Source organism: Paraburkholderia strydomiana, assembly GCF_046030495.1.
GTDB lineage: Bacteria > Pseudomonadota > Gammaproteobacteria > Burkholderiales > Burkholderiaceae > Paraburkholderia > Paraburkholderia strydomiana_A.
The window spans coordinates 108,317-135,281 of record NZ_JAQQCJ010000015.1; the positions used below are offsets into that span (position 1 = coordinate 108,317).

The window sequence follows — 26,965 nt, forward strand, 5'->3', positions numbered from 1 at the left end:
GCGCGTCCCGCGAAGCTATTCGCCTTTCAGACGAAGCTATTTGCACAACAGAAGCAGGCGCTCCTGGTCCGTGCAGGTCGAGCGTGGTTTCTGCGCCGCTTGCGTGGCGGTCGCGTTCATCGCGGCGCTCCGGTTCGTCAGGCACGCGCGCAGATGCTTTTCGACCGGCCCGTAATATTTCCAGCCGCGCACGAGGGGCGGCAATTCGAGTTTCACCTGCTTCCATTTGGGATGGCCGTGCTCCTGCAGGGTGTCGAAGTTCGCGCACAGCGAGTCGGCGAAGCGGTTCAGATTGCCGACGGTATCGCGCAGGCCGTAATCGTAGGTGACGAGAAAGGCCTTGACGGTCAGCGCGGGGACATCCTCCTTCAACCAGGTCGGGTAGCTGGCCGTGCGGATCGTGGTGGGGAAGTAGGTCTGTTTGGCGCGCGCGGTTTCGGGCGCGGCGGGATCGACCCGCAAGAGGCGGATCTGTTGCAGCAGCTCGGGGTTCATGTCGTTGAACAGCTTCGCCGGCTGCCCGACCACGATGATCGCGACGTCCACCTTCTTCACGATCAGCGCGGCGAGCGCGTCCTCGTTGCTCAGGTGCTGGACGTTCTGTGGGGGAATCGGCTGGCCGAACATCAGGTGGTAGAGCGTCGTGGCCGTTTGAGCAGTACCGCTGCCCAGCAGGCCGACGCTAATGGTCTTGTCCTTAATGTCCGCGAGGGTTTTCAGCGGCGAATCCGCGCGTACCACGACGTTAATTTCCTCGTCGTAGAGCGGCATGATGAGCCGCAGTGGCCGGATCGTCGTGCCCGCGTCGGAATTGCCCGCGTTTGCCATGTCGATGTAGGCCTGGTACACGTCGGATTGCACCAGCGCGAGTTTGACGCCGGGTTCGAAGCGCATGCGCTGCACGTTCTCCGCGGAGCCCTTCGACGCCACCACGTCCAGGTCGATGCCGACCGGTTGAGCCACCCATTTCGACAGATCCTGGCCGATCTGGATATAGGTGCCGCGCTCGGGGCCGGTGACGATCTTGTAGTGCGCCGGTTCCGCGCCGGCTAGCGAGCATACGAGGATTAGCGCCAGCCCCAGCCATCCCGCGAGAAGTCTCTTCAGCATGGTCTATTCACCTATCGGTCAGGTTGTACAGCCTCGCGCGTCAGTGCGCGTGAAGCGCAAGAGAGCCGGTTGCCATGTCATGCTCGACGCGCTTCGATGGCCGCGTCCGTCTGTTGCCGCTCAAAGCGCATGGATTAATGTGGGCGCTTTGAGCGGATATCTGCTATGTGATTCGGTATCCAAACAAATTTCACTGGCCGGTTGGCGTGCTGGTTGAAGATTTTCCGCCGTTCGGCGGTGCCCGGCTCCAACCGGAGTCCTTGATGGCGCGCTCGCGAGCATCGACGCCATTTGCCGTTCCTCCGGCAGTGCCTGCCGTGCCGGCGCGCGGCGCTGCCGCCGACAACTCGCCGGTTGCCGGTAAGCCTTGCGGCAACGGCGTTTGCAGTTGGGCCTGTTGCGTTGCCGCGGCGGCCTGTGGCGGTGCGAGCGGTTTGCCTTGCGCCAGCGCGGCTGCCGCAGCGCGCGGGTTGAGCGGCGCCCAGCCGGTCTCGCGAATCACGCGCGCGAGGATGCCCCTGGCTGCTTCGTTGCCGGTGTCGATCGTGAGCGCCTCGTTGGCATGCGCGCGCGCGCAGGGCCACGACTGCTGCGCGATGCATGTTTGCGCGGCCTGCAATGCGGCGTCGCGGCGCGCGGTCAAGGGCCGTAATTCGGACGCCAGGTCCTGCGCGGCACTGTTGCCCGGTTGCATCGCCAGCGCGGCGCCGAGTGCGGCTTGCGCGGCGGACAGGTCGTTGGCGCGGAACGCGAGCCGCGCCGCTTGCAGGGCTTGCGAGACATCGCGGAACTGCGGTGCGGGTCTGACAGGCGTCGCGGCAGCGGGTGGTGCGACGACCTGTGGTGCGACGGCGGGTGGCGCTGCGACCGCTGGCGCTACGACCGCTGGCGCTACGACCGCTGGCGCTACGACCGTTGGCGCGACAGGCATGGCGGGAGCGGGTGGCATTATCTTCACCACGTTGACCGGTGCAGAAGGCCTGGTTGCAACGGCCGGAGGATTCGATTGAGCCGGTGCGAATGGCGCGATCGTACCGGTAGTCGTTCTGGCGTCCTGACGAGTGGCGGTAGTCTGATCGCCGATCGTGTCTTCCGAATCACTACCGGCGCTAAATAGCGCAAAAGCGACAAACGCCAGGCCGATGACGACAAGCACGGCAATTGCAATCAGCACGTGGCGAAACGTTAATCCTTCACGCGGCGGATAGTTCGTGTCGTCGTACGGTGGGAGCGGCACGTGCGTCGGCGCTGGCGCGGTACGAGGTGTGACCGCGGAAGGAGCGGCTTCGTCGGGACGCACAGCGTGAACCGTCGCGGTCGCCCCCGACGAAGCTTGCACGTTACTGAATTTGTGGCGGGCCTGATCGCTCGCGCCGGTCCGGCTCTCCGCGAACGGCGTGCGCCTGTACGAGCTCTCTTCGAGCGGATGTGCCGCGCCGCAATATGGACAAGTGTCCACTTGCCGGTACAGTGCACCGCCGCACCGTTTGCAGGGTGTTGGGAAACTGTGGCCGAGTGCTGTCTGGGTGGACATGCCGTGGACCCGCCTGTGGAAAACAATGCCATTACGGCATGCTCCGGATCGTGTTGAGGCTGGAGCCTTGTCCGCGGAATCACGATCCACATGCGCCGGAGAGTCTGAAAACGCAAGCTGCGCTTGCGTTGCCGATGCTTCCAATATGTGGTGTTTCGCTCATAACGTCAATCGCCGTTGGCACCTATCTTGTGTGCGCTACCGCACATTGCCAGGTACGACGAAACAGTGAGGATGCCGGAAGAACGAGCGAACGTTGGATTTTTTCCAGTGGTTCAGGACGAGTGCTCGGCGCGCATGAATTGCGGCGCTTGCGCAACGCAGCAGCGTGACGGCGAAAATGAAAACGAGGTCGACGCGTGTAGCGTTCGACCTCGTCCCGATCCCGTCATTTAAGCGCGCTTGCATCAAGCGCCGAAAGGCAACTCTCCGATGGCAATCAATGCTTGCGCAGAGGATGATCCTTCAGCAACCACGCGAGTGCGAAAGCCAGCACCACCACGCAGGCGGCCGCGAGATACACCGTATGCAGCGCACCGGCGAACGCATGCAGATAGTCGTTGCGCAACGCGTCCGGCAACTGGTGGATCGCAGCGGGTCCCAACGCATGCGGCAGTTCCGTGTCGGGCGGAATCAGCTTTTCGAGTCGGGCGGCGAGTCCGTTCGAGAACACCGCACCGAAGCCGGCCACGCCGATCGAACCGCCGATCGAACGGAACAGCGTCGCACCGGAAGTGGCCACGCCGACGTGTTTGAACTCCACGGCGTTCTGTACGGCGAGAATCAGCACCTGCATCACCATGCCGAGACCGCAACCGAGAACGCCCATGTAGAGATACATCACATGAATGGGCGTGTCGATCTGCAAACGCGAGAGCAGTACCATCGCGATCGCCACGAGCGCGGTGCCCATGATCGGGAACAGGCGGTACTTGCCGATCTTGCTGATCACGCGGCCCGTCACCATCGACATCACGAACAGGCCGCCCATCATCGGTAGCATCTGCATGCCCGCCGCCGTCGGCGTCGAGCCTTTCACCACTTGCAAATAGAGCGGGATGAACGTCACCGAGCCGAACAGCGACACGCCGATGATGAAGCCGATCAGGCTGCTCAGCAAAAACGTGCGCTGCTTGAAGAGTTCGAGCGGCATGATCGGTTCGACCGCGCTGCGTTCTTCATGGATGAAACCCCAGATCGCCACGAGCCCCATGCCCAGCGTGAACCACAGTTGCGGCGACGACCACGGCAGGATCGTGCCGCCCTGGCTTGTAAACAGGATGATGCAGGTGAGCGCGCCGGCCAGAAACGCGGCGCCCATGTAGTCGATGGTGTGCTTCACGTGACGAACGTGCGGCTTGAACACCGCGCCGATCACGACGAGCGACATGATGCCGAGCGGCAGGTTGATGTAGAAAATCCAGCGCCACGTGAGGTGCTCGACGAGAAAGCCGCCGAGCAGCGGCCCGATCACGGTCGCAAGACCGAACACGCCGCCGAACACGCCCTGATAGCGGCCGCGCTCGGCCGGCGGAATCACATCGGCGATCGCTGCCATCGTCACCACCAGCAGGCCGCCGCCGCCGAGCCCTTGCAGCGCGCGCAGCACGATCAGCTGGGTCATGTTCTGCGCGAGGCCGCACAGGGCAGAGCCAACCAGGAACACGATGATCGCCGTCTGCAACACGATCTTGCGGCCGAACAGGTCGCCGAACTTGCCGTACAGCGGCACGACGATAGTCGAGCTGAGCAGGTAGGCGGTCACCACCCAGGACAGGTTGTTGAGCCCGCCGAGTTCGCCGACGATGGTCGGCAGCGCGGTCGAGACGATTGTCTGATCGAGCGCGGCGAGCAGCATGACCAGCAGCAGCGCAGGAAACAGCAGACGGATAGGCGGGTGCGCGGCGGCTGGCGAGTCTGCCCGCACGTCCGGGTGCAAGCCGGGCTGCGCGTCAGGCTTCATACGCTCGGCGAGTTGAGTCGTGGTCGATTGTTCCATGGCACCAGGGCATTGAAATTAATTAATTCAGAGATTAATATATGCGACATCGCGTCACTCGTCAAATTGAATGCAATGGCAAGGATTCCAGCAGATGACCCGGCGGTGAAAAAATCGTCGCGTGGTACGGCCGCCCTCAAGGCGGGCAAGGTGCCGAAGCGCGCAGTGAAAGCCGCGCCGGCAGACTCGACACGTGCCGCAACCGCCGCAACCGCCGCGCCCGCCCGCCGCCCTGGGAGGCCGACGGGCGCCGCACGCGGAGCGGAGCAGCGCAGCCGCCTGCTCGACGCCGCGCTCACGCTGTTCGCGCGGCAGGGCATCGTCGACACTACGCTCGGCGAGATCGCGCGCGAGGCAGGATTCACGCCGGCGATGATGCATTACTACTTCAAGACGCGCGAACAGTTGCTCGACTTACTGGTCGAGGAGCGCTTCGGGCCGTTGCGCGCGGAGCTCGGCATGCCGTTCCAGGAGAATCCCGACGATCCCGTCGCCGCGATCACGCAGCTCACGCAGCGGCTCGTGCTGGTGGCGAGCGAGCATCCGTGGTTTCCGTCGCTGTGGGTGCGCGAAGTGATCAGCGATGGCGGCCTGCTGCGCCAGCGCATTCATGAGCGCTTCGGCAACGCGCATCAGAAGGCGTCGCTGGCGGCCATCGCGCGCTGGCAGAAAGAAGGGCGTCTCAACGCGGGGCTGGAACCCGCGCTGGTGTTCGTCTCGCTGATGGGGTTGACGCTTCTGCCGCTAGCCACGTTGAAGCTGTGGCGCAACGATCCGTTGCGGCGCAATATCGGCGGCGAAGAGATCGCGCGGCATGCGGTCGCGTTGCTGCTTCAGGGGATAGGTCCGAAGAAAGCGGACTGACGCCCCGCTGCGTGTTGAAATGCGCGCAGAGGGGTACACTCGTTCGCCGCTCAGACAGCGCTGCGGCGACCCTAAGCCGCAACGTGCCGCAACTGGCCCACGCGACTCGCGGCATCAGACACCACGTTCCTTTTTCCATTCCGCAAAGGCCGCCATCGTCGTTTCGTTTGGCGGATAAGTGCCCGGCAACGCCGCGCCTTCGCGAATCCGCTCCGTGAGAAACGTTTCGAGCTGCTCCTGTTCGGCGGCGGCTTGCGCGACCTCCGCGGCCATCTTGCGTGGAACTACCACCACGCCGTCCGCATCGCCGACGATCACATCGCCGGGAAACACGGCGACGCCGCCGCAGCCGATCGGCACATTGATATCCACCGCATGATGGCGAATCAGATTCGGCGGCGCGCTCGCGCCCGCGCAGAACACCGGCATGCCGAGCGCGGCGATTGTCGTGCTGTCGCGGACCGGCCCGTCGGACACCATGCCCGCCACGCCGCGCACCTGCAAACGCAGCGAAAGGATCGAACCGAACGACGCGCTGCCGCGCTCGCTGCGGCAGTCCTGCACGAGCACGTGACCGGCCGGAATCGTTTCGACGCATTTGCGCTGCGCGTACTCGGGGTCTGCGAACAGTTCGAGCACGTCGATGTCCTCGCGCGACGGAATGTTGCGCAGCGTGAACGCCGGCCCGACCAGATTCGCGCCGCTGTGCGAAGCGAGTGGCGCGACACCTTGCATGAACGTATTGCGCAAGCCGCGCTTGAACAACTGCGTGGTCAGTGTGGCGGTGCTGACATGGCGGAGCGCGTCGAGCGTCGCGGAGTCGAGATCGGACATGGTGTCGGGTGGCCTCAGGTCAAGGAGCGGTAGTCGGCAAACGCATGCCGCATGGCGCGGCAACGGTGAGGGCGACGGCGCTAACGCGGCCTTCGCGCACACGATGATAGCGCCGCCGCTCACCACACGGCCGGCTCGCTCGCACATCGCGTAAGCGTGATAACAGCGTCAAGCAAGCATCGCCATGCACGGTCGACGCGGACGCGGCACGCCACGTGCTACCAGGGAGATGGATGTGAACGCCGTGCGAGTTGAACCGCCTCGCCGGCGCGGCAAAAAGAATTCAGAAAAGACGCCTGGCGGGAAGGGCCGTGCGAATGGGGTTTGCACGCGCCGCCGTGGCGAATCGGGTGTCGGCATCGGTCTGTCCGAGCGAAGGCCGAAAGCCGTTTTTTCATCGGCGTGCAGTTTTGGCGCGTTACTGTGCGCGGGTTGCGCCAGGGCCATGACCTACAATCTTGGCCCTGTCTGCAACTCGTTGCATGAAATCGAGTCGGAACCATGAACAGCAATTTCGCAGCCGCGCAAACCGGCGGCAAGCAACAGAACGAAACATTGGCCACGTCTGACGGCCTAACTGGTTTTTTAGAGCAGCAACAGAAAATGAACGGAGCATTGAGACTCGATCAGGCAACGATCGTGCTCGTAGAAGACGACCCGGATAGCCGGGAATCGCTGACCTTGTTACTCGAAGCGGAAGGCGCCAAAGTCTGCGCCGTGGCGGATGCGGAGGAAGGTGTCGAAGCGGCGCTGCGGTTGTTACCCGACGCTGTCGTCTGCGATCTCGACCTGCCGGCCATGGATGGCTTCTATCTGATCCAGCGGCTGCGCGACCACGAAATTCGAGGTGATCACTCGCCGTCGGTCGCGGTGGCGCTCACTGGTCACACCGAAGACGCGTACCGCTTGCGCAGTATCGGCGAAGGCTTTCAGCATTTCATGACCAAGCCCGCATTGCCGGAGGAACTGGTGATGCTGCTGCACGACGCGATCGACGCCCGCGCGGCGGGTTGATCTGCCGGGTGGTCCAGTTCTGCGGTTGCTTTGCAACCTGTGTTGCGCAGCAGGCAGGTCGCGAGTTCGTATGCGACGTTTGCGAAGCTGACGCGCGGGAGCCAAAGTGATCCCGCGATGAAGCGGCGCATCGCGCGGCCCGTCAAGCGGGCCGCCGGGCACGCCGTTACTTCGCGGCGGCGACGGGCATCGAGGCGCTCGCGCTCGACGCTTCGGCTGCCTGACAGGCGGCGCACAATCCCTTCAATTCGATTTCATCGCTGGCGAGCCGATAACCCGCGTCCTGGATCTGCGCAACCAGCGCCTGGCGCAGCTTCGGCTGATGCAACTCGGTGACGCTGCCGCATTGCTGGCAGACCACGAGGATGCCGTGCTGGCACTGCGTCAGATCGTGGCAGACGGTGAACGCATTGATCGACTCGATCCGATGCACGAGCCCCGCCGACAGCAGAAAATCCAGCGCGCGATACACCGTGGGTGGCGCCGAGCCAGGATGGATCTGGCGCATCTCGTCGAGCAGCGAATAGGCTTTGGTGGCGCGTCCCGAGTTCAGCAGCAGTTCGAGCACCTTGCGACGAATCGGCGTGAGTTTTTCGCCCCGTTCGCGGCAATATTCATCCGCGAGCGTCAGCGCGGCTTCCTGCGAATCGGCGTGCGCGTGTGCCGGCTCATGAGCATGAGCGGAGCGGGCAGGGGTGGCCTGGTCGGCGGTTGCGGCGGGCTTGGCGGTCTTCATGCGTCGATTATAAAGGTCCGCGGGGCTCGCCGTGGGCCGATGCGGCGCGTCTCGCCGCCACGGTGGTATTGCCGTGGCGGAGCAAGACGTTGACGCCCGCGCTGGCACAGCTGGCACAAACGGCGGAACGCAGACGCGGCCGGTTTGTGCGGTACAGCGTGGCAGGCGTGATTGGCGCGAGGAGCGGGATAAGCGGAACAAGCGCCCGCCCACCGGCTCAAGTCAGCGGAAAGTCGACGTACTTCTTGAAACCCGACCGAGTCGCAATGCGCGAATACCAGCGCTCCAGATTCGGCAACGGCGCGCGCTCCACGCCGTCCAGCCCGAACCAGCGTTTCGCGTAGGCGCCGATCACGATGTCGGCCAGCGTGAACTTCTCGCCTTCGAGAAAAAACCGCCCTTGCAGATGTGTGTCCAGCATGCGCCACAGCAGGCTGACCGCGTCGATATCGGCGGCGAGTCTGGCGGTATCCCGTTGTGCCACCGGTGTGCGCACGAGGGTCCAGAAGACCGGGCGCTCGGCGGGCTGCAAGGTGGACAGCGACCAGTCGAGCCAGCGGTCGATACTCGCGCGCTGTTTCGGCTCGGACGGATAGAGCAGGCTCGCCTCGCCGTATTGCAGCACGAGGTAGCGCAGGATGGAGTTGGATTCCCACAGCACGAAGTCGTCGTCGACCAGGGTCGGCACTTTGCCGGTGGGATTCATCGCGAGATAGTCGGGCTCGTTGTTGCGGCCGAACGCCAGGCCGGCGTCGATGCGTTCGTACGGCAGCACCAGTTCGTCGCAACACCACAAGACTTTTTGGACGTTGACCGAATTGGCCCGTCCCCAGATCGTAATCATCCGGTCAATCCTTTTTCTTACAGTTGGCAAGCCGCGCGTGGTGCGCGGCGTTCAATCCGCAACGATACACGATGCGTGCGGATTGCGCGCCGCATAAGGCCGCTGACGAAGCCGCCAGCGCGTTGCCCGTTGCGTACAATGACCGCACCCGACTACGACGAGGCACCGCATGGCCCGCATTGTCCCCGACGACTGGAAGAGCCTCGCCGCCACCGGCGCGGCGGCCCGCGAACGTGAAACGCTCGCGTTGCTGGAGGAGGCGCTGCCCGCCGACTACACGGTCTATCACGGCGTCCACTGGACGCGTCTGAACCAGAACTTCTCGGTGTTCGGCGAGGCCGACTTCGTGATCGTGAGCCCGGCCGGGCGTGTGATGATCGTCGAACAGAAGACCGGTTTCCTGCGCGAAACGCCGAAGGGGCTCGTCAAGGTCTATCTGCAAACCGAGCGCAATGTGGCGATCGCGCTCGCGCATACCATCGAGGGTTTGCATCGGCGCTTCACCGCGGCGTTCGGCGCGGGCACCTACTTCATCGAGGAACTGCTGTACTGTCCCGACCACATCGTCAAGGATGCGGCGATTGCCGGCGTGAATCCGGCGCGCATCGTCGACGCGACGCGTAAGGACCGGCTCGCGGCCGTCATCCGCGAAGCGTTGCCGGCCGACGAGCCGCACCTTGCGTGCGCATCGAAAATCCATCATTTTCTCGCCGACGAACTCGCGCTCACGCCCGACGCGAGCGCGCTGGTCGGCCAGGCAGGCACGCTCGTCACGCGCCTCGCGGGCGGACTCGCGACGTGGGCGCGGCGGCTCGAATTCTCGCCGTTCCGGCTGCGCGTGATCGGCACGGCCGGCTCCGGCAAGACGCAACTCGCGGTGCAGGTGATGAAGGACGCCGTGGCGCGCGGCCAGCGGCCTTTATACGTGTGCTTCAACCGGCCGCTGGCGGACCACATCGAGCGGGTTGCACCACCCGAGGCGAAGGTCGCGAACTATCACCAGTTGTGCGACTGGATCGCACGCGACGCGGGCCGCGAACCGGATTTCCAGTCCGGCCAGGTGTTCGGGCAACTGGAGACGATGTTTGCCGATACCCCGATCGAGCCGCGCTGGCAATTCGACGTGCTGATCGTCGACGAAGGGCAGGACTTTCAGCAGCCCTGGGTCGCCGCGCTCGAGCGGATGTTGCGTCCCGGCGCCGCGTGGTGGTGGCTCGAAGACCCGCTGCAGAATCTGTACATGCGCGAGCCGGTCGCGTTGCCCGGATGGACCACGCTGAAGGAAACCACCAACTATCGCAGCCCGCGCGATATCCTCGACTATGTGCGCGACGTGGTCGGCGCGTCGGTGCCGGTCGCCGCGGAGTTGGCGTCGGGCAGTCCGTTCGACGGCTCCGATATTTCGCTCTCCGTCTACGACGACACGCACGCGGAGGCCGGCATCGAGGCCACCAAGCGCGCGATCACGCAGGCGTTGTCGCTGGGATTTCGCAAGCAGGATATCGTGGTGCTGTCGTTCCGCGGCCGCGAAGGCTCGGCGATGACCGGGCTGGATCATCTCGGCCCGCATCGGCTGCGCAGTTTCACCGGCAAGTACGACCTGTTCGGCAACCCGCAGTATCGCGAAGGCGACGTGCTGTTCGAGTCGATCTATCGCTTCAAGGGGCAGGCGGCACCGTGCGTGATTTTCACCGAGGTCGACTTCGAAACGTTCGACGAGCGTATCGCGCGCAAGCTATTCGTCGGCGCCACGCGCGCGACGATGAAGCTGATCGTCGTCGCGTCGCAGCGTGCCGCGCGTCACCTGCGGCTGCGCGATGGGAAGGATAGCCGGGAGGCTCGGGAGGGTTAGCAGGTGGGCGGCGTGCTTCGTGCGCCGCGCGACCGTTTTCAGTCAACTCCAGGCACGCGCACCGACCAGCATGCCGGTGCGCGAGAGCGCATCCCACCAGATCACGCGCAACAGCGGTGCTTGCTGGGCGATCAGCAGCGCCTGCACCGGATCGCTCTCGACGAAATGCGTGACGCCGCCGCGCAACGCCGCGCCGGCCTTGTGAGCGGCGGCGCCGGCGGGACTTTCGTCGTGCGCGCCAGGGCTGCGCATCACCAGTGGCAGATGACCGAAGCCGTGCCGCGCGAGCCACGCCTCGGTGCGCGCGCGATCCATCTCGGGACGGCCGGTGATGATCGTGCGAACCCGTTGCAGATCGATGCCGGGCAGCACCTCGAACGGCAGCAGTGCGTCGCGCTCGGCGAGCGCGGCGGCGAGGTCTTCGTCATAGCGGGCGAGCGGCACGTCGGGCAGCAGAATGCCGTCGAGGTCGATCGCGTAGGTCGTGTATTCGTGATCGTCGGCCATCGCGGGTGCGGCGCCGGCTTCGACGCGCTCCCAGTCCTCGCGATAACGCTCGGTGTAAGCCTGGCGCTCCCACGGGAACAACGCGAAGTAGCCGCGCGCATCGATCGCGTAGTCGGGCTGCGTGCGGCTCAGGTCGTCCACCGCGCCGGTCAGCGTTCTGACGTCGAGCCCTTGCTCGCGCAGGAATGCGATGCAATCGGTGAGCGTGAAGCCCCGTCCCGCGATGTCTTCGCACAGCAGCACTTTCGCACCCGCGGGCGGGATCGGCAGCGTCGAATCCCACGCGACCACGCGCGACTGGCGGTCGTAGCGCAGGAACGCCACCGGTGTGCCGACCGCATGCGACACCATCAGCGCGAGCGGCGCGCCGCCGCGCAAAATGCCGATCGCCATCGTGAAGCGCTCCGCGAGCAGCGCAGGTTGCAGCGATTCGATCCAGTGATCGAGTTGTTCGTACGTCAGAGGCAAAACCGGCTTGTTCATAACTCTCGTGGCGTCGCGGCGCGTAGGGCGAGTGTCTGCGGGGCACGCGCGGCTCGCCGCAGTGGCGCGTTCCCGTCTGTGAGACAAAGAATTTTGGCGATATTATGCATGCGGTTCAAAGATCGCGCGTCAGGGGTGACGACGCATCGTCGGCCAGGATGTCGCCAGAGCGAGGCTGGGCCGGATGAATGGGCAGGGGCGGGAAAGGATCGCGTCGGCATGGCGCCGCGCCGCCCGCAAACAAAAGACAACGGATAAGAGCGCAGGTGACCAACCGTGATTGCAATGCTGCATAAAAAAAGGAGCGCGCCCCGGCGCGCACGCTGGGCGACAGGCCTGATCTTCGCGCTGGCCGCATGGGGGGCGCAGGCCCAGACGGGGGCGCCGCTCGCGCTCGACGTACAGGGCAAGATCGGCGTGACGACCGATGCGGCACACCACACCTATCACTTCACCGAGGCCCAGCTGCTCGCACTGCCGGTCCATTCGATCACGACCGCGACCACGTGGACGCCGCGCTCCACCTTCACAGGACCGCTGCTCGCGGATATTCTGAAGAGCGTCGGCGCGTATGGCACCCAGGTCGAGTTCCATACGTTCGATGACTACACCTACACCCTGCCGGTGTCGGATGCCGATCGCTATGGCGTGGTCGTCGCGTACAGCATGAACGGCCAGCGTCTGAAGATCAGCGACTTCGGGCCGCTGTTCCTTATCTACCCGCGCGACGCATACCCCACTGAACTCACGGGCGCGTTGGGCGATTCGAAATTCGTATGGCAGATCAAGGCCCTCATCGTCAAATAGTGCGCCGTTCGTGGCGCCGTGTTCTCTACGTGCTGATCTGGCTGACCGCGCTCGCTGCGCCGGTCGGCGCGATCGGCTATCTGCTGTACGCGAATCTGCTGAATCCGCGCGCCACCGAGCAGTTGACCGGCACCTACGACGGCTTCTACTGGGACGCCGCGCAGTTGCAGATCGCGTATGCGCGCTTCGAAAACCAGTTGCTGCTCTACCAGTCGGGCGTCGACGACGACTATGAGCGGCTGATGCTGCGTTTCCAGTTGCTGCAATCGAAGCTGCACGTGATGGCCGGCTCGACGGGCCGGCTGACCTCGCAAGTTGCGTTGCTGCATCGGCAGCTCGACGAAATCCAGTCACTCGATCGTCTGCTCGCCGACATTCAGCCCGCGGTCGAAGCGTTGCCGCAGGACCGCATGCGTGCCAATGGCATCGTCGCGCAGTTGCGCGAGCACTGGAACCAGGTCAACGATCTCGCGCTGAGCCGCCGGTTCGCCGACGTCGCCGATCGCGAGGCGCTGAACCGCGACTTCATCGACAAGCGACGCATGCTGTTCGCGGGCGGCCTGCTGCTGCTGTTGCTGTCGGCGGCGGCGACGCTGTTGCTGGTGCTCAACGGGCGGCGCCGCACCCGGCTGATGCTGCAGCAGCATGCCGCACTCGCCGCCGAACACCAGGCGAGCCGCGCGGCGCGTGAGGCGAGTCTCGCGAAGGACGCGTTTCTCGGCATGATCAGCCACGAGCTGCGCACGCCGTTGCATGCGATCGTGTCGTCGATCGAATTGCTGGGCTTTAACTATCACTCCGAAGCCGACCGCAAGGTGATCCAGCGGCTCGAAACCGCGGCGCGGCATCTGGAAGCACAGATGAAGGACCTGACCGACTACGCGCGCCTCGGCGCCGGCAAGCTCGAGTTGCGTTACGAGCATTTCGAGCCGCGCGAGTTGCTGGCGTCGATCGTCGACGAACACGCGATGGCGGCCGCCGCGCGCGGTCTGAAGCTCGAGAGCGAGGCGAGCGGGGTGGGCGGTCTGGTCGATTCCGACCCGCACCGGATTCGCCAGATCGTCAACAACCTCGTCACCAACGCGATCCGCTACACCGAGACCGGCACGGTGCGCGTGCAGTTGCGGCAGGAGCCGGCGGTGCTGATCTTCGTCGTCAGCGATACCGGGCCGGGCGTGCCTCAGGCGCAGATTCCGCTGATCTTCCAGGAGTTCACGCAACTGGACGCGTCGCGCACGCGCCGCTTCGAAGGCGCGGGGATGGGGCTGACCATCGTGCAGGGGCTGGTGAAACTGTTCGGCGGCACGGTCGACGTGGCGAGCACGGTCGGCGAGGGCACGCGATTCACCGTGACGATTCCGATCACCCCGGTCGCGGCTGCCGCGCCGGCCGGCGTGGCCGTGCAGACCGCGCCGGGCGGCGTGCGGCCGTGCGTGCTGATCGTCGATGACAACCGGCTGATCCGCGAGTCGCTCAGCGAAATGATCGTGCACATGAATTTCGACGCGCATGCCCTGCCCAATGCAGATGACGCGCTCGCCTGGCTCGATACGCGCCGCTGCGACGTGGTGCTGCTCGACCTGCATATGCCGGAGCGCGACGGATACACCTTTCTCGCGGATTTCGCGCGACGCGGCGGGCCGTCGTCGGGGACGCCGGTGATCGTGGTCAGCGCGTATGCGCCGGAGCCGGAGGCAGCGGGCGGGCGCGGCGCGCAGCCGTTCTTCGAGGCGCTGTCAAAGCCGGTGCACTACGAGGATTTGCGCCGCGCATTGCAGCGGGCGTTGGCTGCGCGGCATGCCGCATGACGGCGGGGTGTGGCAGATAGCGTACGAAGCGCGTGATGATAGGCGGGAGGCGGGAGGCGGGAGGCGGGGGTGAAAGCGGGCATCAACCTGAGCGTACGCCTTCAGCCGCCGGACGGCACGGTTTTCGCCCGCCAGTGCCGCCGTTACGGCCGGTTCAGCCGCTTGGACAGATCGGCGACGAGGATCGCCATACGCGCGGGTTTTTCGTAGCACGCGACGTCGTAATCGCGGATAACCTGGCTGATCTCCGATTCACTGGCTTTGCCGGTCAGCAATTCGCCCGTCAGCACGAAGACCGGCGCGTCCGGATTTTCCGACGCGCGCACCGCGCGGATCGCGGCCGCCGAGGTTTGCGCGCCGAACAGCCAGTCGATCACGACGCCGTCGAACACCTGGGTTTGCAATTGTTCGGCGAAGGCCGTGAGCCCGTAGATCGCCACCGCTGCGAACCCGCTGCGCTCGAGATAGTCGCGCAGATTGTCGGCGCTGGCCTGATCGTCGTCGACCACGGCGATGGTCGGCTTGTCGGTCTCGGCGCGGCGCGGATAGATCTCGATCTTGTGGACTTCGTACGCGCTTTGGTAGAGCGTGCCATCGTGGCGCGCGACGCGCCATTGGCCGAGCTTCGAATACGCGACGAATTCCGGGCGGCTGCCCGGTTCGAGCGCGGCGCCGACCCACGCGGTGCACGCCAGCTCGATCGCGCCGATGCAGAACACGGCTTCCTGGGCGATCGCGCCGACCATGCCCGGATCGAGCGATTGCGCGCCGAACAACTGCGCGGCGGGTTCGCCGAACACTTCGGCGACCTTCTTGATCTGCGACAGGGTCCACGGACTGTTGCCGCGCAGCTTGCGGTGCCCCTGGGAAAAACTCAGATCGAGGATGCGGCAAAGCTCCGTGGTCTGCTGGCGCTTGCCGATTCCATGCCGGCTCATCAACTCGCGCACGCGCTCGGCGACTGCGATGGAGTCAGGTGAGTGTGTTTCGTTGGTCATACTGCGTGAGAATCCGCCGTCTTAAAGAGTACTGGGGAGTGCGATACGACAGGCGCAGTGCGACCCTGCACATTCGGTGCGCATTGACCGGCTATGTGGGGGATCGCAAATGTACCGAAAAGTTTATCGCGATTGGTATGTTGTGAGACCGCCGTCGAGGTCGTCCGTGCGAGCGATAAACCGGCATTCGGGCAATTTGTATCTATTCGGCATAAATGTATTTTACCGAGGAAACAGTGCCGTATCGTAGAGAATGCGTGGGAGGCGGTGTCGGCGCGCGGGATGCACGGGGGCGTTGCGCGCCGTGGCGGCAGGTTGAGCGCCGGTTCGAGGCGCCAAATAGAGCGGTCGTCGACCCCGTCGCCCCTTACGCCGCGGGCATTTTTTCCAGTTTCGCCGCGGAGTTTTTCAGTCCCTTGAAAATCCGCTCGGCGACCTTTCCGGGAAAGCGCTCGGGCAATTCCGCCGACACCCGGGCGATTACCCCAGGCGTCTGCGCGATCAGCCGCTGGATCAGCGGCTCGGCGTCCGCGCCGTGAGAGCATCTGAGCGCCATCGTGTTGAAGTGGCGCCGCTGCACGTCGCGAAACGCGTCGTGTTTGCTGCGCGACCACATCCCCATCGCGAGTCTCGCCTTGAACCATGACCACTGGTTCGGGCCGTTGCCTTCCACCGGCCAGATCGACATCACGTCGTAAAGCGGCGTCATGCGGAACTGGCCGCCCGCGAGCAGGCGGATGCTGAAGTTTTTCGCGTGGCCGTCGGGTGCCGCGAGCATCCAGAACAGAATCTGGCTCGCCAGCAAGGTTTCGATGTCCTGCCGCGCTTGCACCGATTGCTGCAGAATCCGCGCGAGATCGAGCACGCCTGGGCCGCCTTCGTTTTCGTATTTGCGATGCGACGGCACCCCGTACACCTGGCAGAAGTCTTCCTGCGGCAGGCGCAGCAGCCATTGCCCGCTCGAATGCAGTTGCCGGTCGAACCGCTCGACGCTCAAGACCCGCTGCCTGCCGAACGTCATGATTTCCGCGTTCGCGACCGGCAGGCCGTAGGCGCGCAGAATCCGCAGACACAGCCACTCGTTTTCCACCGAGGTGCTGAGGTCGGCGAGCTTGTTGCCGACGAGGCCGAGCGGCAGTTTGAAAATATGCGTGGTGGGGGTGGCGCCGTGCGGGCGCTGCCATGTGTTGTCGTGCCATAGCAGCGCGGTTTTTTCCTGCGCGCCGGCGAGCGAGATGCGGAAGTCGTCGGTGTCGTCGGGCGCGCCGGGCGCGGGATTGCTGACCGTGCGCGCCAGCATGGCCTCGATTTCGTCGTCGGTGAGCGGCGTGCCCTCGATCCGCTCGACGCCGCTCGGCACACCGTCTTCGGCGAGCAACTGGACGGCGCCCACGCAGTCGCGGCCGATGGCCTGCAGCAGGTCGAACGCATCGAGCGTTTCGGTCTGGTAGCGTTGGGCGATGCGTTTTCTGATCGCGTCGCTGTCGGGCAGCAGATTGTCGAAGTAATTGAGCACCCGATGCCCTTTTTGCGCCATGTTGCCCGGCGTGAACGGCAGCGACAGCGACAGCGGCCGGCCGGCGGGCGACGCGGCCCACGCGGGATCGTAGGCGAACTCCATGGGGCCGCGTGCAGGCAGGCGCCAGACGCCGACGCGCTCGCCGTTGGCCCACACCGACAGCGCCCGTGAGTGCGTTTGCCGGGCCATGGTCACCACTCGACGATCGGCGCCTGCTCGGGCACCGGCTGACTCTTGTCGTGCAACTGCAATTGCAGGCCGTAGATGCCGCAAAGCGCCAGCAATTGGGCGAGCGTCAGCGCGCCGGCATCGGTTTCCAGCGCCGAAATGCGGCTCTGGCTGATGCCGAGCCGCGCGGCGGCCTCTGCTTGGGTGAGGCCGGCGTGCCGCCGGCTGGCGGCGAGCAATTGGCCCATCTGATCCGGTGTGGCGATGAGGTGGAGCATACGGATTATCTGTGAGACGAATAAATGTAACTTATGCGTCACACGGATATTTGTCAAATATTCGTCTCGCGAATATTTTGCAAATATCTGCCAGGCGAATAATATGCAAATATCTGCGAGACGAATAAAGAGTGCTGCATCGCGCAGACACCGGCGTCGCGGCCTTCGGCCGCCGCACGGCATTGCGGACAATCCGCCTGCCTGCGAAGATGATGCACACACTTAAAACCAGCCTGCCCGATGACCACGACTTACCCGCTGCACGCGAACTTCACCTCCGCCGACCAACTGTTCCCGAGCCATGCCGATGTGGTGATCGCGGGCGCCGGCATCATGGGCTGCGCGGCCGCCTACTATCTGGCGCGCCGCGGGTTGTCGGTAGTGGTGCTCGACAAATCGCGGATCGCCGGGCAGCAGTCGTCGCGCGCATGGGGTTTCGTGCGCCAGCAGGGCCGCGAAGCCGCCGAAGTGCCGCTGATGATGGCGAGCATCCCGCTGTGGACAGAGCTCGAACGCGAGCTGAATGTCGATCTGGAATGGCGGCAAGGCGGCTGCCTGTACGTTGCGTCGGATGAAGAGGACTGGATTTCGTTCCAGCAATGGATGGACGTGGCGCGTCAGTACGGGCTCGACACGCGCACGCTCGATCGCAGGCAGATCGACACGGTGGTGACCGGCATGCACGGCCCCGCGCTCGGCGGGCTCTATACGCCGAGCGACGGCCAGGCCGAACCGCGCCGCGCCGCAGCCGCCTTCGCGGCGCGGGCTGCCGAAGCCGGCGCGCTGTTCTTCGAAGGCTGCGGGGTGCTCGGCGTCGAACGCGCGGGGGGCGCGATTGCCGGCGTGGTCACGGAGCGCGGCACGGTGCGCACCTCGCGGTTCATCTGCGTGGCGGGCGCGAGCAGTTGGCGGCTGCTCGACACGCTGGGCCTCGAACTGCCGCAGCAGGCGGTGCGCGGCACCTGCATGCGCACCAACCCGCTGCCGCGCATCACCGCATCCACGTTTTGGGGGCACGGTCTCGGCGTGCGCCAGCGCGCGAACGGCGCGATCAATCTCGCCGACGACATGCAAGTCGATGTCGACATGACCCTCGGCCATTTCCGCGCGCTCAAGTGGTTTTTGCCCGAATTGTGGAAGCAGCGCGCGAAGTTCAGCTTCCATCTGAACGGCGCCTGTCTGCGTGATCTGCGCGAGCGCCTGGCCGGCGGCGTGCCGCAGAGCGAGCGCGTCCTGCATCCGCGCGATCCGCATCCGCAGCCGAACGTCGGCCACGCGCCGCGCGCGTTAAAAAAACTGCGCGCGTTGTTCCCGGCGTTGAGAGACGCGCAGGTGGTCGAATCGTGGGCCGGTCTTATCGACGTCCTGCCCGACGGCATTCCGGTGATCGACGCGCCGCCGCAGGTGCCAGGTCTGACGATCGCCACCGGTTTTTGCGGGCACGGCTTCGCGATGGGGCCGATCGTCGGCAAGCTGCTCGCCGAGATGAACGACGGTGGCGCGGCCTCGCTCGATCTATCGGCGTTCCGTTTGCAACGTTTCTTCGACGGCACGATGCAGCGGCCCCGCAGCATGCTGTAAATACCCGCAACCTTGCATCCGACCGATGAGCCATCACGAACCGACTCTGCGCCACGCCAACGTGCCGTACTACACACAATGGGGCAGCCCCGAATGGGTTGCGCACATCGTCGAAGAGCGCTGCGACCCGTGCGACGATCCGCATTGGCAGCGTAGCGGTTTCACCGACCCGCAGCGCTATCGTTTCTGGGCCAAACGCCTGTGCGGCCTGACGTGCCTCGAATCCGCGCTCGACTACTGGCGCATCGGACACGCGCCGCGCGCCGCGCTGCTCGACGACGCCCTGCGGCATGGCGTGTACCGGTTGCGCGAGGACGGCGGCGTCGATGGGATGATCTACCGGCCGTTTGCCGGATGGGCGGGCGACGCATTCGGCATTCAGGTCGAGGTGCTCCCGCAGGCGTCGCTCGAGGAGATCGCCGCGCGGTTGAACGCCGATACGCTGGCGATCGTTTCCGTGAGCCCCGAGATCCGCTATCCCGACCGGCCGAATCAGCGGCGGGGCGGTCATCTGATCCTGCTGCACGGACGCGATCGCGACGGCGTATGGTTTCATAATCCATCGGGTATCGCGCCGCATCAGGCCGATGCGTATCTGCCGTTCGAGACGATGAAGCGGTTCTATGCGGGGCGCGGGATGACGCTTGGCCGGGGCGCGTCAGGGGACGAGCGAGGGCGAGTGTGAGTCGCCAGGGGTGACCGGCTGGTCGTCCGGCAGGCGAGGCAACGCGCGAGATCGCCTCGCGCCGTGATCGGGCCCGCTTTCTGCTGGTGATTTTCGTCGACCTTTGCGAAATCGGAGCTGACATGAAACGAACCTATTGCCTCCTTGCTGCCAGCCTGTTCGCCTTCGCTGCCATCCCGGCGAATGCCGCAAGTCGCGACGAACAGAGCAAAGCTTGCCGTGGCGACGCGATGCATTTCTGTGCAGCCGATATTCCCAACGAAGACAAGATCACCGCCTGCATGAAGCAGCACATCGCTGAACTCAGCCCGGCGTGTCGCGCGATGTTCAAGGGCGGCCAGAAAGCCGACGATAAGGGCGCGTCGCAGTGACGGTCGAAGGGTGTCGCGGATCGGGGCTCCGGCGAAGGGTGTAGCGCACTGGCTCTGAATATGGACTGAAGCGTGGCCTGAAGCGCGGGGGGCGAGCGCGGCACGTTCATGGCGTAGTCGAGATGTGATGGCCGCGTGCGCTGCGTCCGCTCGCCGTGCTTCGTCTCGGACCGACCGCGCCCCTCTGCGTCGCCTTATCGCCAACCCGATCACTGACTCAAACGCCAGGCCGCGGGCATTTTCGGCGTGACTGGTCAATGTCGCCACGGTCGGTTACGGTGACGTCTTGCCGTCACGGCGCGCACGCGGCGCCTCGACGCCTCGACGCCTCGACGCCTCCCGGCGACGCGAATGCGTCCCGCCAGTCGACGACCGCCCATGCACCACGCCCGAAACCGGCCTCAACCCTTCACCAAGGATTGGAACGACCGCTCATGACCCGCCCGACCACGCAGATTTTCGACACCGCCGCGACCGCGCGGCTGATTCCGTATGCGGCGCTCGTCGACGCGCTCAGGCGCGCGAGCATCGACTACGCGCAGCAGCGCATTGCGAGTCCCGAGCGGCTCGTGGTGCCGCTCAACGCGGGCGGCATCATGCTGTCGATGCCCGCCACGGCGCCCGATATCGCGATTCACAAGCTGGTCAACGTGTGCGCGAGCAACGGGCCGCGCAATCTGCCGACCATCCACGGCCAGGTCATGGCCTTCGACGCCGACACCGGCGAAACGCTGTTCATCCTCGACGGCCCGACCGTGACGGGCCGCCGTACCGCGGCGATGTCGATGCTGGGCGTCGAGACCTTCGCCGCGCGCTCCGATGTCCGCAAGCCGCGCGAATTCCTGCTGATCGGCACGGGCACGCAGGCACTCAACCACCTGCAGGCGATCGGCGAACTGTTCCCCGACGCCCGCGTGTTCGTGAAGGGCAGTGCGCCCGCGCGAGCCGAAGCGTTTTGCACCGTGCATCGCGGCAGCGCGCATGACCTGCAGCCGCTCACCGGCCAGGCGATTCCCGAGTCGGTCGACGTGGTGATCGCGCTGACCACCAGCAAGCAGCCGGTCTATGACGAAGCGGCGCGTGCCGGGCGGCTCGTGATCGGGGTCGGCGCGTTCACGCCGGAGATGGTCGAGATCGGCGCGCGCACCATCGCCACCAGCGCGCTTTTCGTCGACGATCCGGCCGGCGCGAAACACGAGGCCGGCGATTTCATCCAGGCCGGCGTGGATTGGGCGACGGTCGGCGGGATTGCCTCGGTGCTGGAGAGTGCGGCGGGGGTTTCACCGGAGACGCCGGTGGTTTTCAAAAGCGTCGGCTGCGCGGCGTGGGATCTGGCGGCGTGCCGGGTGGCGCGCGAGGCGTCGTCAGGCGGCTGAGGGAGCGGAGAAGCGGCTGGATCGGCACGCGCAGCGGGAGGCGCCGGGCGTGCAGGGCAGGCCCGGCGCGAGAGCTTGCCAGCGGGTGAGCCTTGCACGAAAGGCCCGCGAGGAGGACTGGCGGACCAGGCGCGCAGTCAACCTGGCGGAGCGGACTTGCAGCCAGACCCGCAGGAAAGACCCACGCGAGCGGCACATAACAAGATCCCGCACGAAAGACTCCCCGCAAACGACCCGCCTCCACCCGTACAAAAACCATAGGAAACAACCCTCTGTCACCTCGGGTTGGCATCTTGCGCCAACGTGGGGCAGATGTTGCCGTGCAAACAATCCCAAAAAGTTGCACCATAGGCGTTTGCCGGAAAAAAGCGCCGGTTCGCCGGCGCGGGCGTCTCGCCCACGTTTTTCCGCTCCTTGACCGACGCCTCCTCCATCACGACGCTGCGACCGCGCTATGACGACCCAACACGCTTCAGCCACACCCAACCTGCCGCTCGACATGATCATCTTCGGCGGCACCGGCGACCTGTCGTTTCGCAAGCTGCTGCCCGCGCTGTACATGGCGCATCTGCACTGCAATCTGCCGCCGGACACCCGCATTATCACGATCGGCCGCAAGCCCTGGTCGCGTGACGAGTACATCAACGAATTCATGGAGCTGAAGGCCAAGCCCTTCATCGAAAAGAAGGCGTTCGACGCCGCCGCCTGGGACAAATTCCTCGCGCTGTTCGAGTACGTGCGGATGGACGTCGATTCGGCCGACGACTACCAGCGTCTGAAAGAAGCGTCGCGCGAGGGGGTGCGCCGCGTGTTCTATCTCGCGACGTCGCCGGATCTGTTCATGCATATCTGCGATCACCTGTCGTCGGCGGGGCTGGTCGACGACCATTCGCGCGTGGTGCTCGAAAAGCCGCTGGGCCACGATCTGGCGTCCGCGCAGGAAATCAACACGGCGGTCGGCAAGCATTTCAATGAAGCGCAGATCTACCGGATCGACCACTACCTCGGCAAGGAAACCGTGCAGAACCTGATGGTGCTGCGCTTTGGCAACGCGATCTTCGGGCCGCTGTGGCAGGCGCCGTACATCAAGAGCGTGCAGATCACGGTCGCGGAAACGGTCGGCGTGGGCAGCCGCGCGGGCTTTTATGACAAGACCGGCGCATTGCGCGATATGGTGCAGAACCATCTGCTGCAACTGCTGTGTATCGTTGCGATGGAGCCGCCGGTGTCGCTCGACCCGGATGCGGTCCGCGACGAGAAACTCAAGGTGCTGCGCTCGCTGCGTCCGATGACGCCCGAGGACATCGCCCGCGATACCGTGCGCGGCCAGTACACCGCAGGGGCGGTGGACGGCGAGGCGGTCAAGGGCTATCAGGAAGAAGACAACGTGCCGGCGGGCAGCCGCGCCGAGACGTTCGTCGCGTTGCGCGCGCATATCAACAACTGGCGCTGGGCCAACGTGCCGTTTTTCCTGCGCACGGGCAAGCGGATGCAGAAGAAGGTGTCGGAGATCGTCATCGAGTTCTCAGAACTGCCGTTCTCGATCATCCCGAGCGGCGGGCGCAACTATGGCAACCGTCTCGTGATCCAGTTGCAGCCGGAAGAGTCGATCCAGTTGCAGATGCTCGCCAAGGAGCCGGGCAGCGGCATGCACATGCTGCCGGTGAATCTGAATCTGGATTTGCAGCAGGCCTTCACCGAGCGCCGCGCGGAAGCGTACGAGCGTCTGCTGATCGACGTGATTCGCGGGCGCCTCACGCACTTCATGCGCCGCGACGAACTGGAGGCCGCATGGGCGTGGGCCGAACCGATTCTGGCCGGTTGGGCCAAGTCGGGCGACAAGCCGCGCGCTTATACGGCGGGCACGTTCGGGCCGGCGGCATCGACGGCGCTGATGGCGCGTGAGAATGCCGTGTGGGCGGAAGAGTCGCAGTAAATCGACACGTGCATGAAGGCGGGCGCTATAACGTTCTCTGAAGCGTTGTTGTAGCGCCTGTGTGTGTGGCTGCCGGGCTGCCGGGCTGCCGGGCTATCGGGAAAAGGCCCGGCATGTTCAGGTTCATCGCCGCAGACTTGCCTGCGTTAATGCCATCGGGTAGTACGCGTCGCCGTTCTGGTGGCGCGTTTCTTCTATCAGGGTCGCGCGTGAGTGAATTCGCCAACGCGCGTCAAAATCCCCAAGCGGTCTTGCTGTGCCGCGGCTCGATGCTCAATCATTAGTCATCCGTATCATTCGATCTGCAAGCGCTGCACGAGAAAATCGAGCAATGCGCGCACACGTGCGGGCAGATGGCCGCCCTGGCCGAGATAGAGCGCGTTGACCGGTTCCGTGTCGCCGGGATTGAATGCGTCGAGCAGCACGACAAGACGGCCGGCGGCCACGTCGTCCCGCACCTGAAACGCGGCGACCCGCGCGAGCCCCACGCCGGCTACAGCCAGTTGACGCAGCGTCTCGCCATCGCTCACGAGCGCGTTGCCTTCGACGGGCACATCGATTCTGCGGCCGCCTTCGAGGAGCGGCCAGCCGTTGACCGCTCTCGCGAAACCGAAGCCGAGCCGGTTATGCGCGCGCAGATCCGCAGGCGTGCCTGGCGTGCCGTGACGCGCGAGATACGCGGGCGCACCGACGATCACCATGCCGGCGTCGCCGAGCTTGCGCGCGACCAGTTGCGAATCCTTGAGCGGGCCGCTTCGAATGGCGACGTCGGTACGCTGCTCCAGCAGATCGACCACCTGATCGGTCAGCACGATATCGAGCGTGATGTCGGGATGGGCATCGAGAAATGCCGGCACGAGCGGCAGCAGATAATGCCGCCCGAGCGGCACGTTCGCATGCACACGCAGACGGCCGCGCGGCGTCGCGCCGAGAGCCGCGCCGCGCTCGGTTTCGTCGAGCTCCGCCAGTACGCGCACGCCGCGTTCATAGAATACGCAGCCTTCGGGCGTGAGTTGCAGATTGCGCGTGGACCGGTTGAGGAGCCGCGCGCCCAGCCGGGCTTCGAGCCGCGCCACCAGTTTGCTGACGGCCGACGGCGTCATCCCCAACGCGCGCGCGGCCGCGGAGAAGCCGCCTAGTTCGACCGACCGCACGAACACTTCGAGTTCGCCGGAGCGGTTCACGTCCAAACGTGCCATCGTGAGTTCAATTCACAGGTGATGTGCCAGCGGGCAGTCTACCGAAAGCACCGCGGCGCCGATATCTTTCATTGACCGGACGGCGTGCACGACGCGCGCCGTCGCGATGAACGAAACGATCAGGAGCGTCGCAATGAACGCAACGAAGAAAGTGGCTTTGGTGGTGGGCGCGCAAGGCGTGATCGGGCGCAATCTGGTCGAGCATCTCGCCACGCTCGACGATTGGGAGGTGATCGGCCTCGCGCGTCGCGGCGGCGAGACCAGGCCGCAGGTGCGATACATCGCGGCAGATCTGCTCGATCCGGCCGACACGCACGCAAAACTGCGCGGCCTCGATCACGTCACGCACGTGTTCTACGCGGCTTACCAGGACCGCCCGAGCTGGGCCGAACTGGTCCCGCCGAATCTCGCGATGCTGGTCAACACACTCGATGCGATCGAACCGATCGCGGCGGCTTTGCAGCATGTGAGCCTGATGCAGGGCTACAAGGTGTACGGCGGCCATCTCGGTCCCTTCAAGACGCCGGCACGCGAGGACGACGCGCACTTCATGCCGCCCGAGTTCATGTTCGATCAGCAGCGCTTTCTCGAATCGCGTCAGGCGGGCAAGCGTTGGCACTGGTCGGCGATTCGCCCGGCGGTGGTGGGTGGATTCGCGCTCGGCAATCCGATGAATCTGGCGGTGGCGATCGCCGTGTATGCATCGATGTCGAAAGAACTCGGCGTGCCGTTGCGCTTTCCCGGCAAACCGGGCGCCTACGACAAGCTGCTCGAAATGACCGACGCCGGGCTGCTCGCGCGCGCGACGGTGTGGGCCGCGACCGAGCCGCGCGCCGAGAATCAGGCGTTCAACATCAGCAACGGCGACCTGTTCCGCTGGAACGACATGTGGCCGAAGATCGCCCGCTATTTCGAACTCGACGTGGCGCCGCCGCTGCCGCTGTCGCTGGATACGGTCATGGCCGACAAGGCGCCGTTGTGGAATGCGATGACGCACAAGCACGGCTTGCAGCCCGTTGCCTATCAGGACGTATCATCGTGGCGATTTGCCGACTTCGTTTTCTCGTGGGATTACGACATGTTCGGCGACGGTTCGAAAGCGCGGCGTTTCGGCTTTCACGAATTCGTCGAGACAGAAGCGATGCTGTTTCGCCTCTTCGACGATCTGCGCCACCGCAAGCTGATTCCATAAGCGATTCAATTAGCATGACGATTTGATTTCATTCGCTTTACGTCTATGATGGGCCTCCTTATACGCGTGGCACAGCGGCATAAAAAAGGAGACATCAATGAGGCGAGTTCTCGTGGCATTGAAGTGCATGGCAATCCTGGCGGTAGTTCTGGCCATTCCTGCATGTGGCGGCGACAATCTCACGGCCGCCAGTCCACCCAAAGTCATTATCGACAGCGACTACAACACGCTGAGCGACGACGGCCAGCTCGGCGTGATGGCGGCGCAATTGCAGGCGCAGGGTTCGTTGAAAGTACTCGGCATTACCGTAGTGTCCGGAAATCAATGGCTAAAGCAGGGCGTTGCGGATGCGTTGAAATCGGTCGAGCGCCTCGGCGTCGAGAAGCAGATCGGCGTGTATGCGGGCGCCAATTACGCCTTGTCGCACGACTACGCGACGATTCAGGCCGAACTCGCGCAATTCCCCGGAGGCGACGGCTATCTCGGCGCGTGGAGCACGCCCGAGCCGACCTCGGATGGCGACCTCGTCGCACCGCCGGACGGTTTCGCGACCCACACCCAGGTGCAGAGCAGGAGCGCGGTCGATTTCATCGTCGATTCGGTGAAGCAATATCCCGGCGAAGTAACGATCCTCGCGATCGGGCCGCTGACCAACATTGCACTCGCCACTCGCCAGCATCCCGAGATCGTGCCGTTGATCAAGCAGATCATCTACATGGGCGGCGCGGTCGACGTGCCGGGCAACACCACGCCGAGCGCCGAGTTCAACTGGTGGTTCGATCCGGAAGCGGCAAAAGCCGTGCTGCATCTGCCGGTCAAACAGGTGGTGGTGCCGCTCGACGTGACGGACACCGTGAAGATGGACAAGACGCTGTACGACCGCGTCGCGCATGATCCGACGAAGCAGACCATCATCACGCAACTGTTCAAGACCTTGAATGGCTATGGTTTCGACGGCAAGAACGGCTTCGAGACGAACCCGGCCTACACGACGAACATCTGGGACACGTTGACGCTCGCGTATCTGATGCATCCTTCGTTCGCGACGCAAACGGTGGACGAGTGGGTGGACGTGGATACGAGCTTCGGCGCCAATGACGGCAAGGCAACGGGTTATACGGGTTCGCCGCCGGCGGGTTTGCAGAGGATGACGATCGTCAAACGCTTCGACAATCCGAGCTTTTTCAATTTCTACGTCGATCTGCTGACGCGGCCGGTGCCGGTCACGCTATCGAACTGAACGCGCTCGTTCGCGCTGCGCGCGCCTGCC

The 26,965-nt window shown here is 64.8% G+C and carries 23 protein-coding genes; 12 read left to right on the forward strand and 11 right to left on the reverse strand.

Annotated features, from left to right (window positions below):
* Window positions 1-36 precede the first annotated feature (36 nt).
* The 3 genes from PQQ53_RS20670 to PQQ53_RS20680 all read right to left on the reverse strand — a co-directional run bounded on the left by PQQ53_RS20670 (window position 37) and on the right by PQQ53_RS20680 (window position 4,643).
* Window positions 37-1,110, reverse strand: coding sequence for a TAXI family TRAP transporter solute-binding subunit (locus PQQ53_RS20670; protein WP_408146774.1), 1,074 nt, complete (start codon window positions 1,108-1,110; stop codon window positions 37-39).
* A gap of 190 nt (window positions 1,111-1,300) precedes the next feature.
* On the reverse strand, window positions 1,301-2,059 hold the full coding sequence (locus PQQ53_RS20675) for a hypothetical protein (protein ID WP_408325799.1): 759 nt from the start codon (window positions 2,057-2,059) through the stop codon (window positions 1,301-1,303).
* A 1,024-nt stretch (window positions 2,060-3,083) separates the two neighbouring features.
* A complete protein-coding gene (locus PQQ53_RS20680) occupies window positions 3,084-4,643 on the reverse strand; it encodes an MDR family MFS transporter (RefSeq protein WP_408325802.1) in 1,560 nt (519 codons plus the stop codon).
* A gap of 75 nt (window positions 4,644-4,718) precedes the next feature.
* On the opposite strand from PQQ53_RS20680, the gene PQQ53_RS20685 reads away from it, so the two are divergent.
* On the forward strand, window positions 4,719-5,507 hold the full coding sequence (locus PQQ53_RS20685; RefSeq protein ID WP_408325805.1) for a TetR/AcrR family transcriptional regulator: 789 nt from the start codon (window positions 4,719-4,721) through the stop codon (window positions 5,505-5,507).
* A 114-nt stretch (window positions 5,508-5,621) separates the two neighbouring features.
* On the opposite strand, the gene PQQ53_RS20690 is transcribed toward PQQ53_RS20685, so the two are convergent.
* A complete protein-coding gene (locus PQQ53_RS20690; protein ID WP_408325807.1) occupies window positions 5,622-6,341 on the reverse strand; it encodes a ribonuclease activity regulator RraA in 720 nt (239 codons plus the stop codon).
* Window positions 6,342-6,842: 501 nt separating this feature from the next.
* Here PQQ53_RS20690 and PQQ53_RS20695 point away from each other — a divergent pair.
* A complete protein-coding gene (locus tag PQQ53_RS20695; protein ID WP_408146785.1) occupies window positions 6,843-7,355 on the forward strand; it encodes a response regulator in 513 nt (170 codons plus the stop codon).
* 166 nt (window positions 7,356-7,521) lie between these two features.
* On the opposite strand, the gene PQQ53_RS20700 is transcribed toward PQQ53_RS20695, so the two are convergent.
* Both PQQ53_RS20700 and PQQ53_RS20705 read right to left on the reverse strand, forming a co-directional pair.
* Window positions 7,522-8,091, reverse strand: a complete 570-nt coding sequence (locus PQQ53_RS20700) for a Fur family transcriptional regulator (protein WP_408325810.1) — start codon at window positions 8,089-8,091, stop codon at window positions 7,522-7,524.
* A gap of 217 nt (window positions 8,092-8,308) precedes the next feature.
* Window positions 8,309-8,935, reverse strand: coding sequence for a glutathione S-transferase family protein (locus PQQ53_RS20705; protein WP_408146789.1), 627 nt, complete (start codon window positions 8,933-8,935; stop codon window positions 8,309-8,311).
* 169 nt (window positions 8,936-9,104) lie between these two features.
* On the opposite strand from PQQ53_RS20705, the gene PQQ53_RS20710 reads away from it, so the two are divergent.
* A complete protein-coding gene (locus PQQ53_RS20710; RefSeq protein WP_408325813.1) occupies window positions 9,105-10,787 on the forward strand; it encodes an ATP-binding domain-containing protein in 1,683 nt (560 codons plus the stop codon).
* 42 nt (window positions 10,788-10,829) lie between these two features.
* Here the strand turns inward: PQQ53_RS20710 and PQQ53_RS20715 are convergent, their stop codons facing one another.
* Window positions 10,830-11,777, reverse strand: coding sequence for a phosphoribosyltransferase (locus PQQ53_RS20715; protein WP_408148479.1), 948 nt, complete (start codon window positions 11,775-11,777; stop codon window positions 10,830-10,832).
* A 285-nt stretch (window positions 11,778-12,062) separates the two neighbouring features.
* Here PQQ53_RS20715 and PQQ53_RS20720 point away from each other — a divergent pair, with 285 nt between their 5' ends.
* Together PQQ53_RS20720 and PQQ53_RS20725 are read left to right on the forward strand one after the other, a co-directional pair.
* Complete coding sequence (locus tag PQQ53_RS20720; RefSeq protein WP_408325816.1) at window positions 12,063-12,584, forward strand: putative pterin-binding protein; 522 nt, start codon at window positions 12,063-12,065, stop codon at window positions 12,582-12,584.
* A complete protein-coding gene (locus PQQ53_RS20725; RefSeq protein ID WP_408325819.1) occupies window positions 12,554-14,392 on the forward strand; it encodes a hybrid sensor histidine kinase/response regulator in 1,839 nt (612 codons plus the stop codon). The genes PQQ53_RS20720 and PQQ53_RS20725 overlap by 31 nt, the downstream gene beginning before the upstream one ends.
* A gap of 143 nt (window positions 14,393-14,535) precedes the next feature.
* Here PQQ53_RS20725 and PQQ53_RS20730 read toward each other — a convergent pair whose 3' ends face one another.
* The 3 genes from PQQ53_RS20730 to relB all read right to left on the reverse strand — a co-directional run bounded on the left by PQQ53_RS20730 (window position 14,536) and on the right by relB (window position 17,355).
* Window positions 14,536-15,390: a helix-turn-helix domain-containing protein gene (locus PQQ53_RS20730; RefSeq protein ID WP_408148474.1), complete on the reverse strand. Its 855-nt coding sequence runs from the start codon at window positions 15,388-15,390 to the stop codon at window positions 14,536-14,538.
* A 367-nt stretch (window positions 15,391-15,757) separates the two neighbouring features.
* Window positions 15,758-17,098, reverse strand: a complete 1,341-nt coding sequence (locus PQQ53_RS20735) for a type II toxin-antitoxin system HipA family toxin (RefSeq protein WP_408325821.1) — start codon at window positions 17,096-17,098, stop codon at window positions 15,758-15,760.
* Between the two features lie 2 nt (window positions 17,099-17,100).
* Complete coding sequence (gene relB / locus PQQ53_RS20740; RefSeq protein ID WP_408157198.1) at window positions 17,101-17,355, reverse strand: type II toxin-antitoxin system RelB family anti-toxin; 255 nt, start codon at window positions 17,353-17,355, stop codon at window positions 17,101-17,103.
* A 240-nt stretch (window positions 17,356-17,595) separates the two neighbouring features.
* On the opposite strand from relB, the gene PQQ53_RS20745 reads away from it, so the two are divergent.
* From PQQ53_RS20745 to zwf, 5 genes are all read left to right on the forward strand, one after another.
* A complete protein-coding gene (locus PQQ53_RS20745; protein ID WP_408325824.1) occupies window positions 17,596-18,936 on the forward strand; it encodes an NAD(P)/FAD-dependent oxidoreductase in 1,341 nt (446 codons plus the stop codon).
* A 25-nt stretch (window positions 18,937-18,961) separates the two neighbouring features.
* A complete protein-coding gene (locus PQQ53_RS20750) occupies window positions 18,962-19,621 on the forward strand; it encodes a cysteine peptidase family C39 domain-containing protein (RefSeq protein WP_408325827.1) in 660 nt (219 codons plus the stop codon).
* 122 nt (window positions 19,622-19,743) lie between these two features.
* Window positions 19,744-19,992, forward strand: a complete 249-nt coding sequence (locus PQQ53_RS20755; protein WP_408148466.1) for a hypothetical protein — start codon at window positions 19,744-19,746, stop codon at window positions 19,990-19,992.
* A 434-nt stretch (window positions 19,993-20,426) separates the two neighbouring features.
* Window positions 20,427-21,368 carry a bifunctional Delta(1)-pyrroline-2-carboxylate/Delta(1)-piperideine-2-carboxylate reductase gene (lhpI, locus tag PQQ53_RS20760; protein ID WP_408325829.1) on the forward strand — a complete coding sequence of 314 codons (942 nt, stop codon included), beginning with the start codon at window positions 20,427-20,429 and terminating at the stop codon, window positions 21,366-21,368.
* A 454-nt stretch (window positions 21,369-21,822) separates the two neighbouring features.
* The gene (gene zwf / locus PQQ53_RS20765; protein WP_408148462.1) at window positions 21,823-23,304 is read left to right on the forward strand and encodes a glucose-6-phosphate dehydrogenase; all 1,482 of its coding nucleotides are present in this window, start codon (window positions 21,823-21,825) and stop codon (window positions 23,302-23,304) included.
* Window positions 23,305-23,597: 293 nt separating this feature from the next.
* Here the strand turns inward: zwf and PQQ53_RS20770 are convergent, their stop codons facing one another.
* Window positions 23,598-24,503, reverse strand: a complete 906-nt coding sequence (locus PQQ53_RS20770) for a LysR family transcriptional regulator (RefSeq protein ID WP_408157192.1) — start codon at window positions 24,501-24,503, stop codon at window positions 23,598-23,600.
* Between the two features lie 133 nt (window positions 24,504-24,636).
* On the opposite strand from PQQ53_RS20770, the gene PQQ53_RS20775 reads away from it, so the two are divergent.
* Window positions 24,637-25,695 carry an SDR family oxidoreductase gene (locus PQQ53_RS20775; protein WP_408325831.1) on the forward strand — a complete coding sequence of 353 codons (1,059 nt, stop codon included), beginning with the start codon at window positions 24,637-24,639 and terminating at the stop codon, window positions 25,693-25,695.
* Between the two features lie 97 nt (window positions 25,696-25,792).
* Entirely contained in the window at window positions 25,793-26,935 is a 1,143-nt protein-coding gene (locus tag PQQ53_RS20780; protein ID WP_408325834.1) for a nucleoside hydrolase, read from the forward strand.
* Window positions 26,936-26,965: the final 30 nt, after the last annotated feature.

Bases quoted from the DNA above. Each gene is read 5' to 3' on its own strand.
- PQQ53_RS20670 (WP_408146774.1), bottom strand. From the start codon at position 1,110: ATGCTGAAGAGACTTCTCGCGGGATGGCTGGGGCTGGCGCTAATCCTC.
- PQQ53_RS20675 (WP_408325799.1), bottom strand. From the start codon at position 2,059: ATGCCACCCGCTCCCGCCATGCCTGTCGCGCCAACGGTCGTAGCGCCA.
- PQQ53_RS20680 (WP_408325802.1), bottom strand. From the start codon at position 4,643: ATGGAACAATCGACCACGACTCAACTCGCCGAGCGTATGAAGCCTGAC.
- PQQ53_RS20685 (WP_408325805.1), top strand. From the start codon at position 4,719: ATGGCAAGGATTCCAGCAGATGACCCGGCGGTGAAAAAATCGTCGCGT.
- PQQ53_RS20690 (WP_408325807.1), bottom strand. From the start codon at position 6,341: ATGTCCGATCTCGACTCCGCGACGCTCGACGCGCTCCGCCATGTCAGC.
- PQQ53_RS20695 (WP_408146785.1), top strand. From the start codon at position 6,843: ATGAACAGCAATTTCGCAGCCGCGCAAACCGGCGGCAAGCAACAGAAC.
- PQQ53_RS20700 (WP_408325810.1), bottom strand. From the start codon at position 8,091: ATGAAGACCGCCAAGCCCGCCGCAACCGCCGACCAGGCCACCCCTGCC.
- PQQ53_RS20705 (WP_408146789.1), bottom strand. From the start codon at position 8,935: ATGATTACGATCTGGGGACGGGCCAATTCGGTCAACGTCCAAAAAGTC.
- PQQ53_RS20710 (WP_408325813.1), top strand. From the start codon at position 9,105: ATGGCCCGCATTGTCCCCGACGACTGGAAGAGCCTCGCCGCCACCGGC.
- PQQ53_RS20715 (WP_408148479.1), bottom strand. From the start codon at position 11,777: ATGAACAAGCCGGTTTTGCCTCTGACGTACGAACAACTCGATCACTGG.
- PQQ53_RS20720 (WP_408325816.1), top strand. From the start codon at position 12,063: ATGCTGCATAAAAAAAGGAGCGCGCCCCGGCGCGCACGCTGGGCGACA.
- PQQ53_RS20725 (WP_408325819.1), top strand. From the start codon at position 12,554: ATGGCAGATCAAGGCCCTCATCGTCAAATAGTGCGCCGTTCGTGGCGC.
- PQQ53_RS20730 (WP_408148474.1), bottom strand. From the start codon at position 15,390: ATGACCAACGAAACACACTCACCTGACTCCATCGCAGTCGCCGAGCGC.
- PQQ53_RS20735 (WP_408325821.1), bottom strand. From the start codon at position 17,098: ATGGCCCGGCAAACGCACTCACGGGCGCTGTCGGTGTGGGCCAACGGC.
- relB (WP_408157198.1), bottom strand. From the start codon at position 17,355: ATGCTCCACCTCATCGCCACACCGGATCAGATGGGCCAATTGCTCGCC.
- PQQ53_RS20745 (WP_408325824.1), top strand. From the start codon at position 17,596: ATGACCACGACTTACCCGCTGCACGCGAACTTCACCTCCGCCGACCAA.
- PQQ53_RS20750 (WP_408325827.1), top strand. From the start codon at position 18,962: ATGAGCCATCACGAACCGACTCTGCGCCACGCCAACGTGCCGTACTAC.
- PQQ53_RS20755 (WP_408148466.1), top strand. From the start codon at position 19,744: ATGAAACGAACCTATTGCCTCCTTGCTGCCAGCCTGTTCGCCTTCGCT.
- lhpI (WP_408325829.1), top strand. From the start codon at position 20,427: ATGACCCGCCCGACCACGCAGATTTTCGACACCGCCGCGACCGCGCGG.
- zwf (WP_408148462.1), top strand. From the start codon at position 21,823: ATGACGACCCAACACGCTTCAGCCACACCCAACCTGCCGCTCGACATG.
- PQQ53_RS20770 (WP_408157192.1), bottom strand. From the start codon at position 24,503: ATGGCACGTTTGGACGTGAACCGCTCCGGCGAACTCGAAGTGTTCGTG.
- PQQ53_RS20775 (WP_408325831.1), top strand. From the start codon at position 24,637: ATGAACGCAACGAAGAAAGTGGCTTTGGTGGTGGGCGCGCAAGGCGTG.
- PQQ53_RS20780 (WP_408325834.1), top strand. From the start codon at position 25,793: ATGAGGCGAGTTCTCGTGGCATTGAAGTGCATGGCAATCCTGGCGGTA.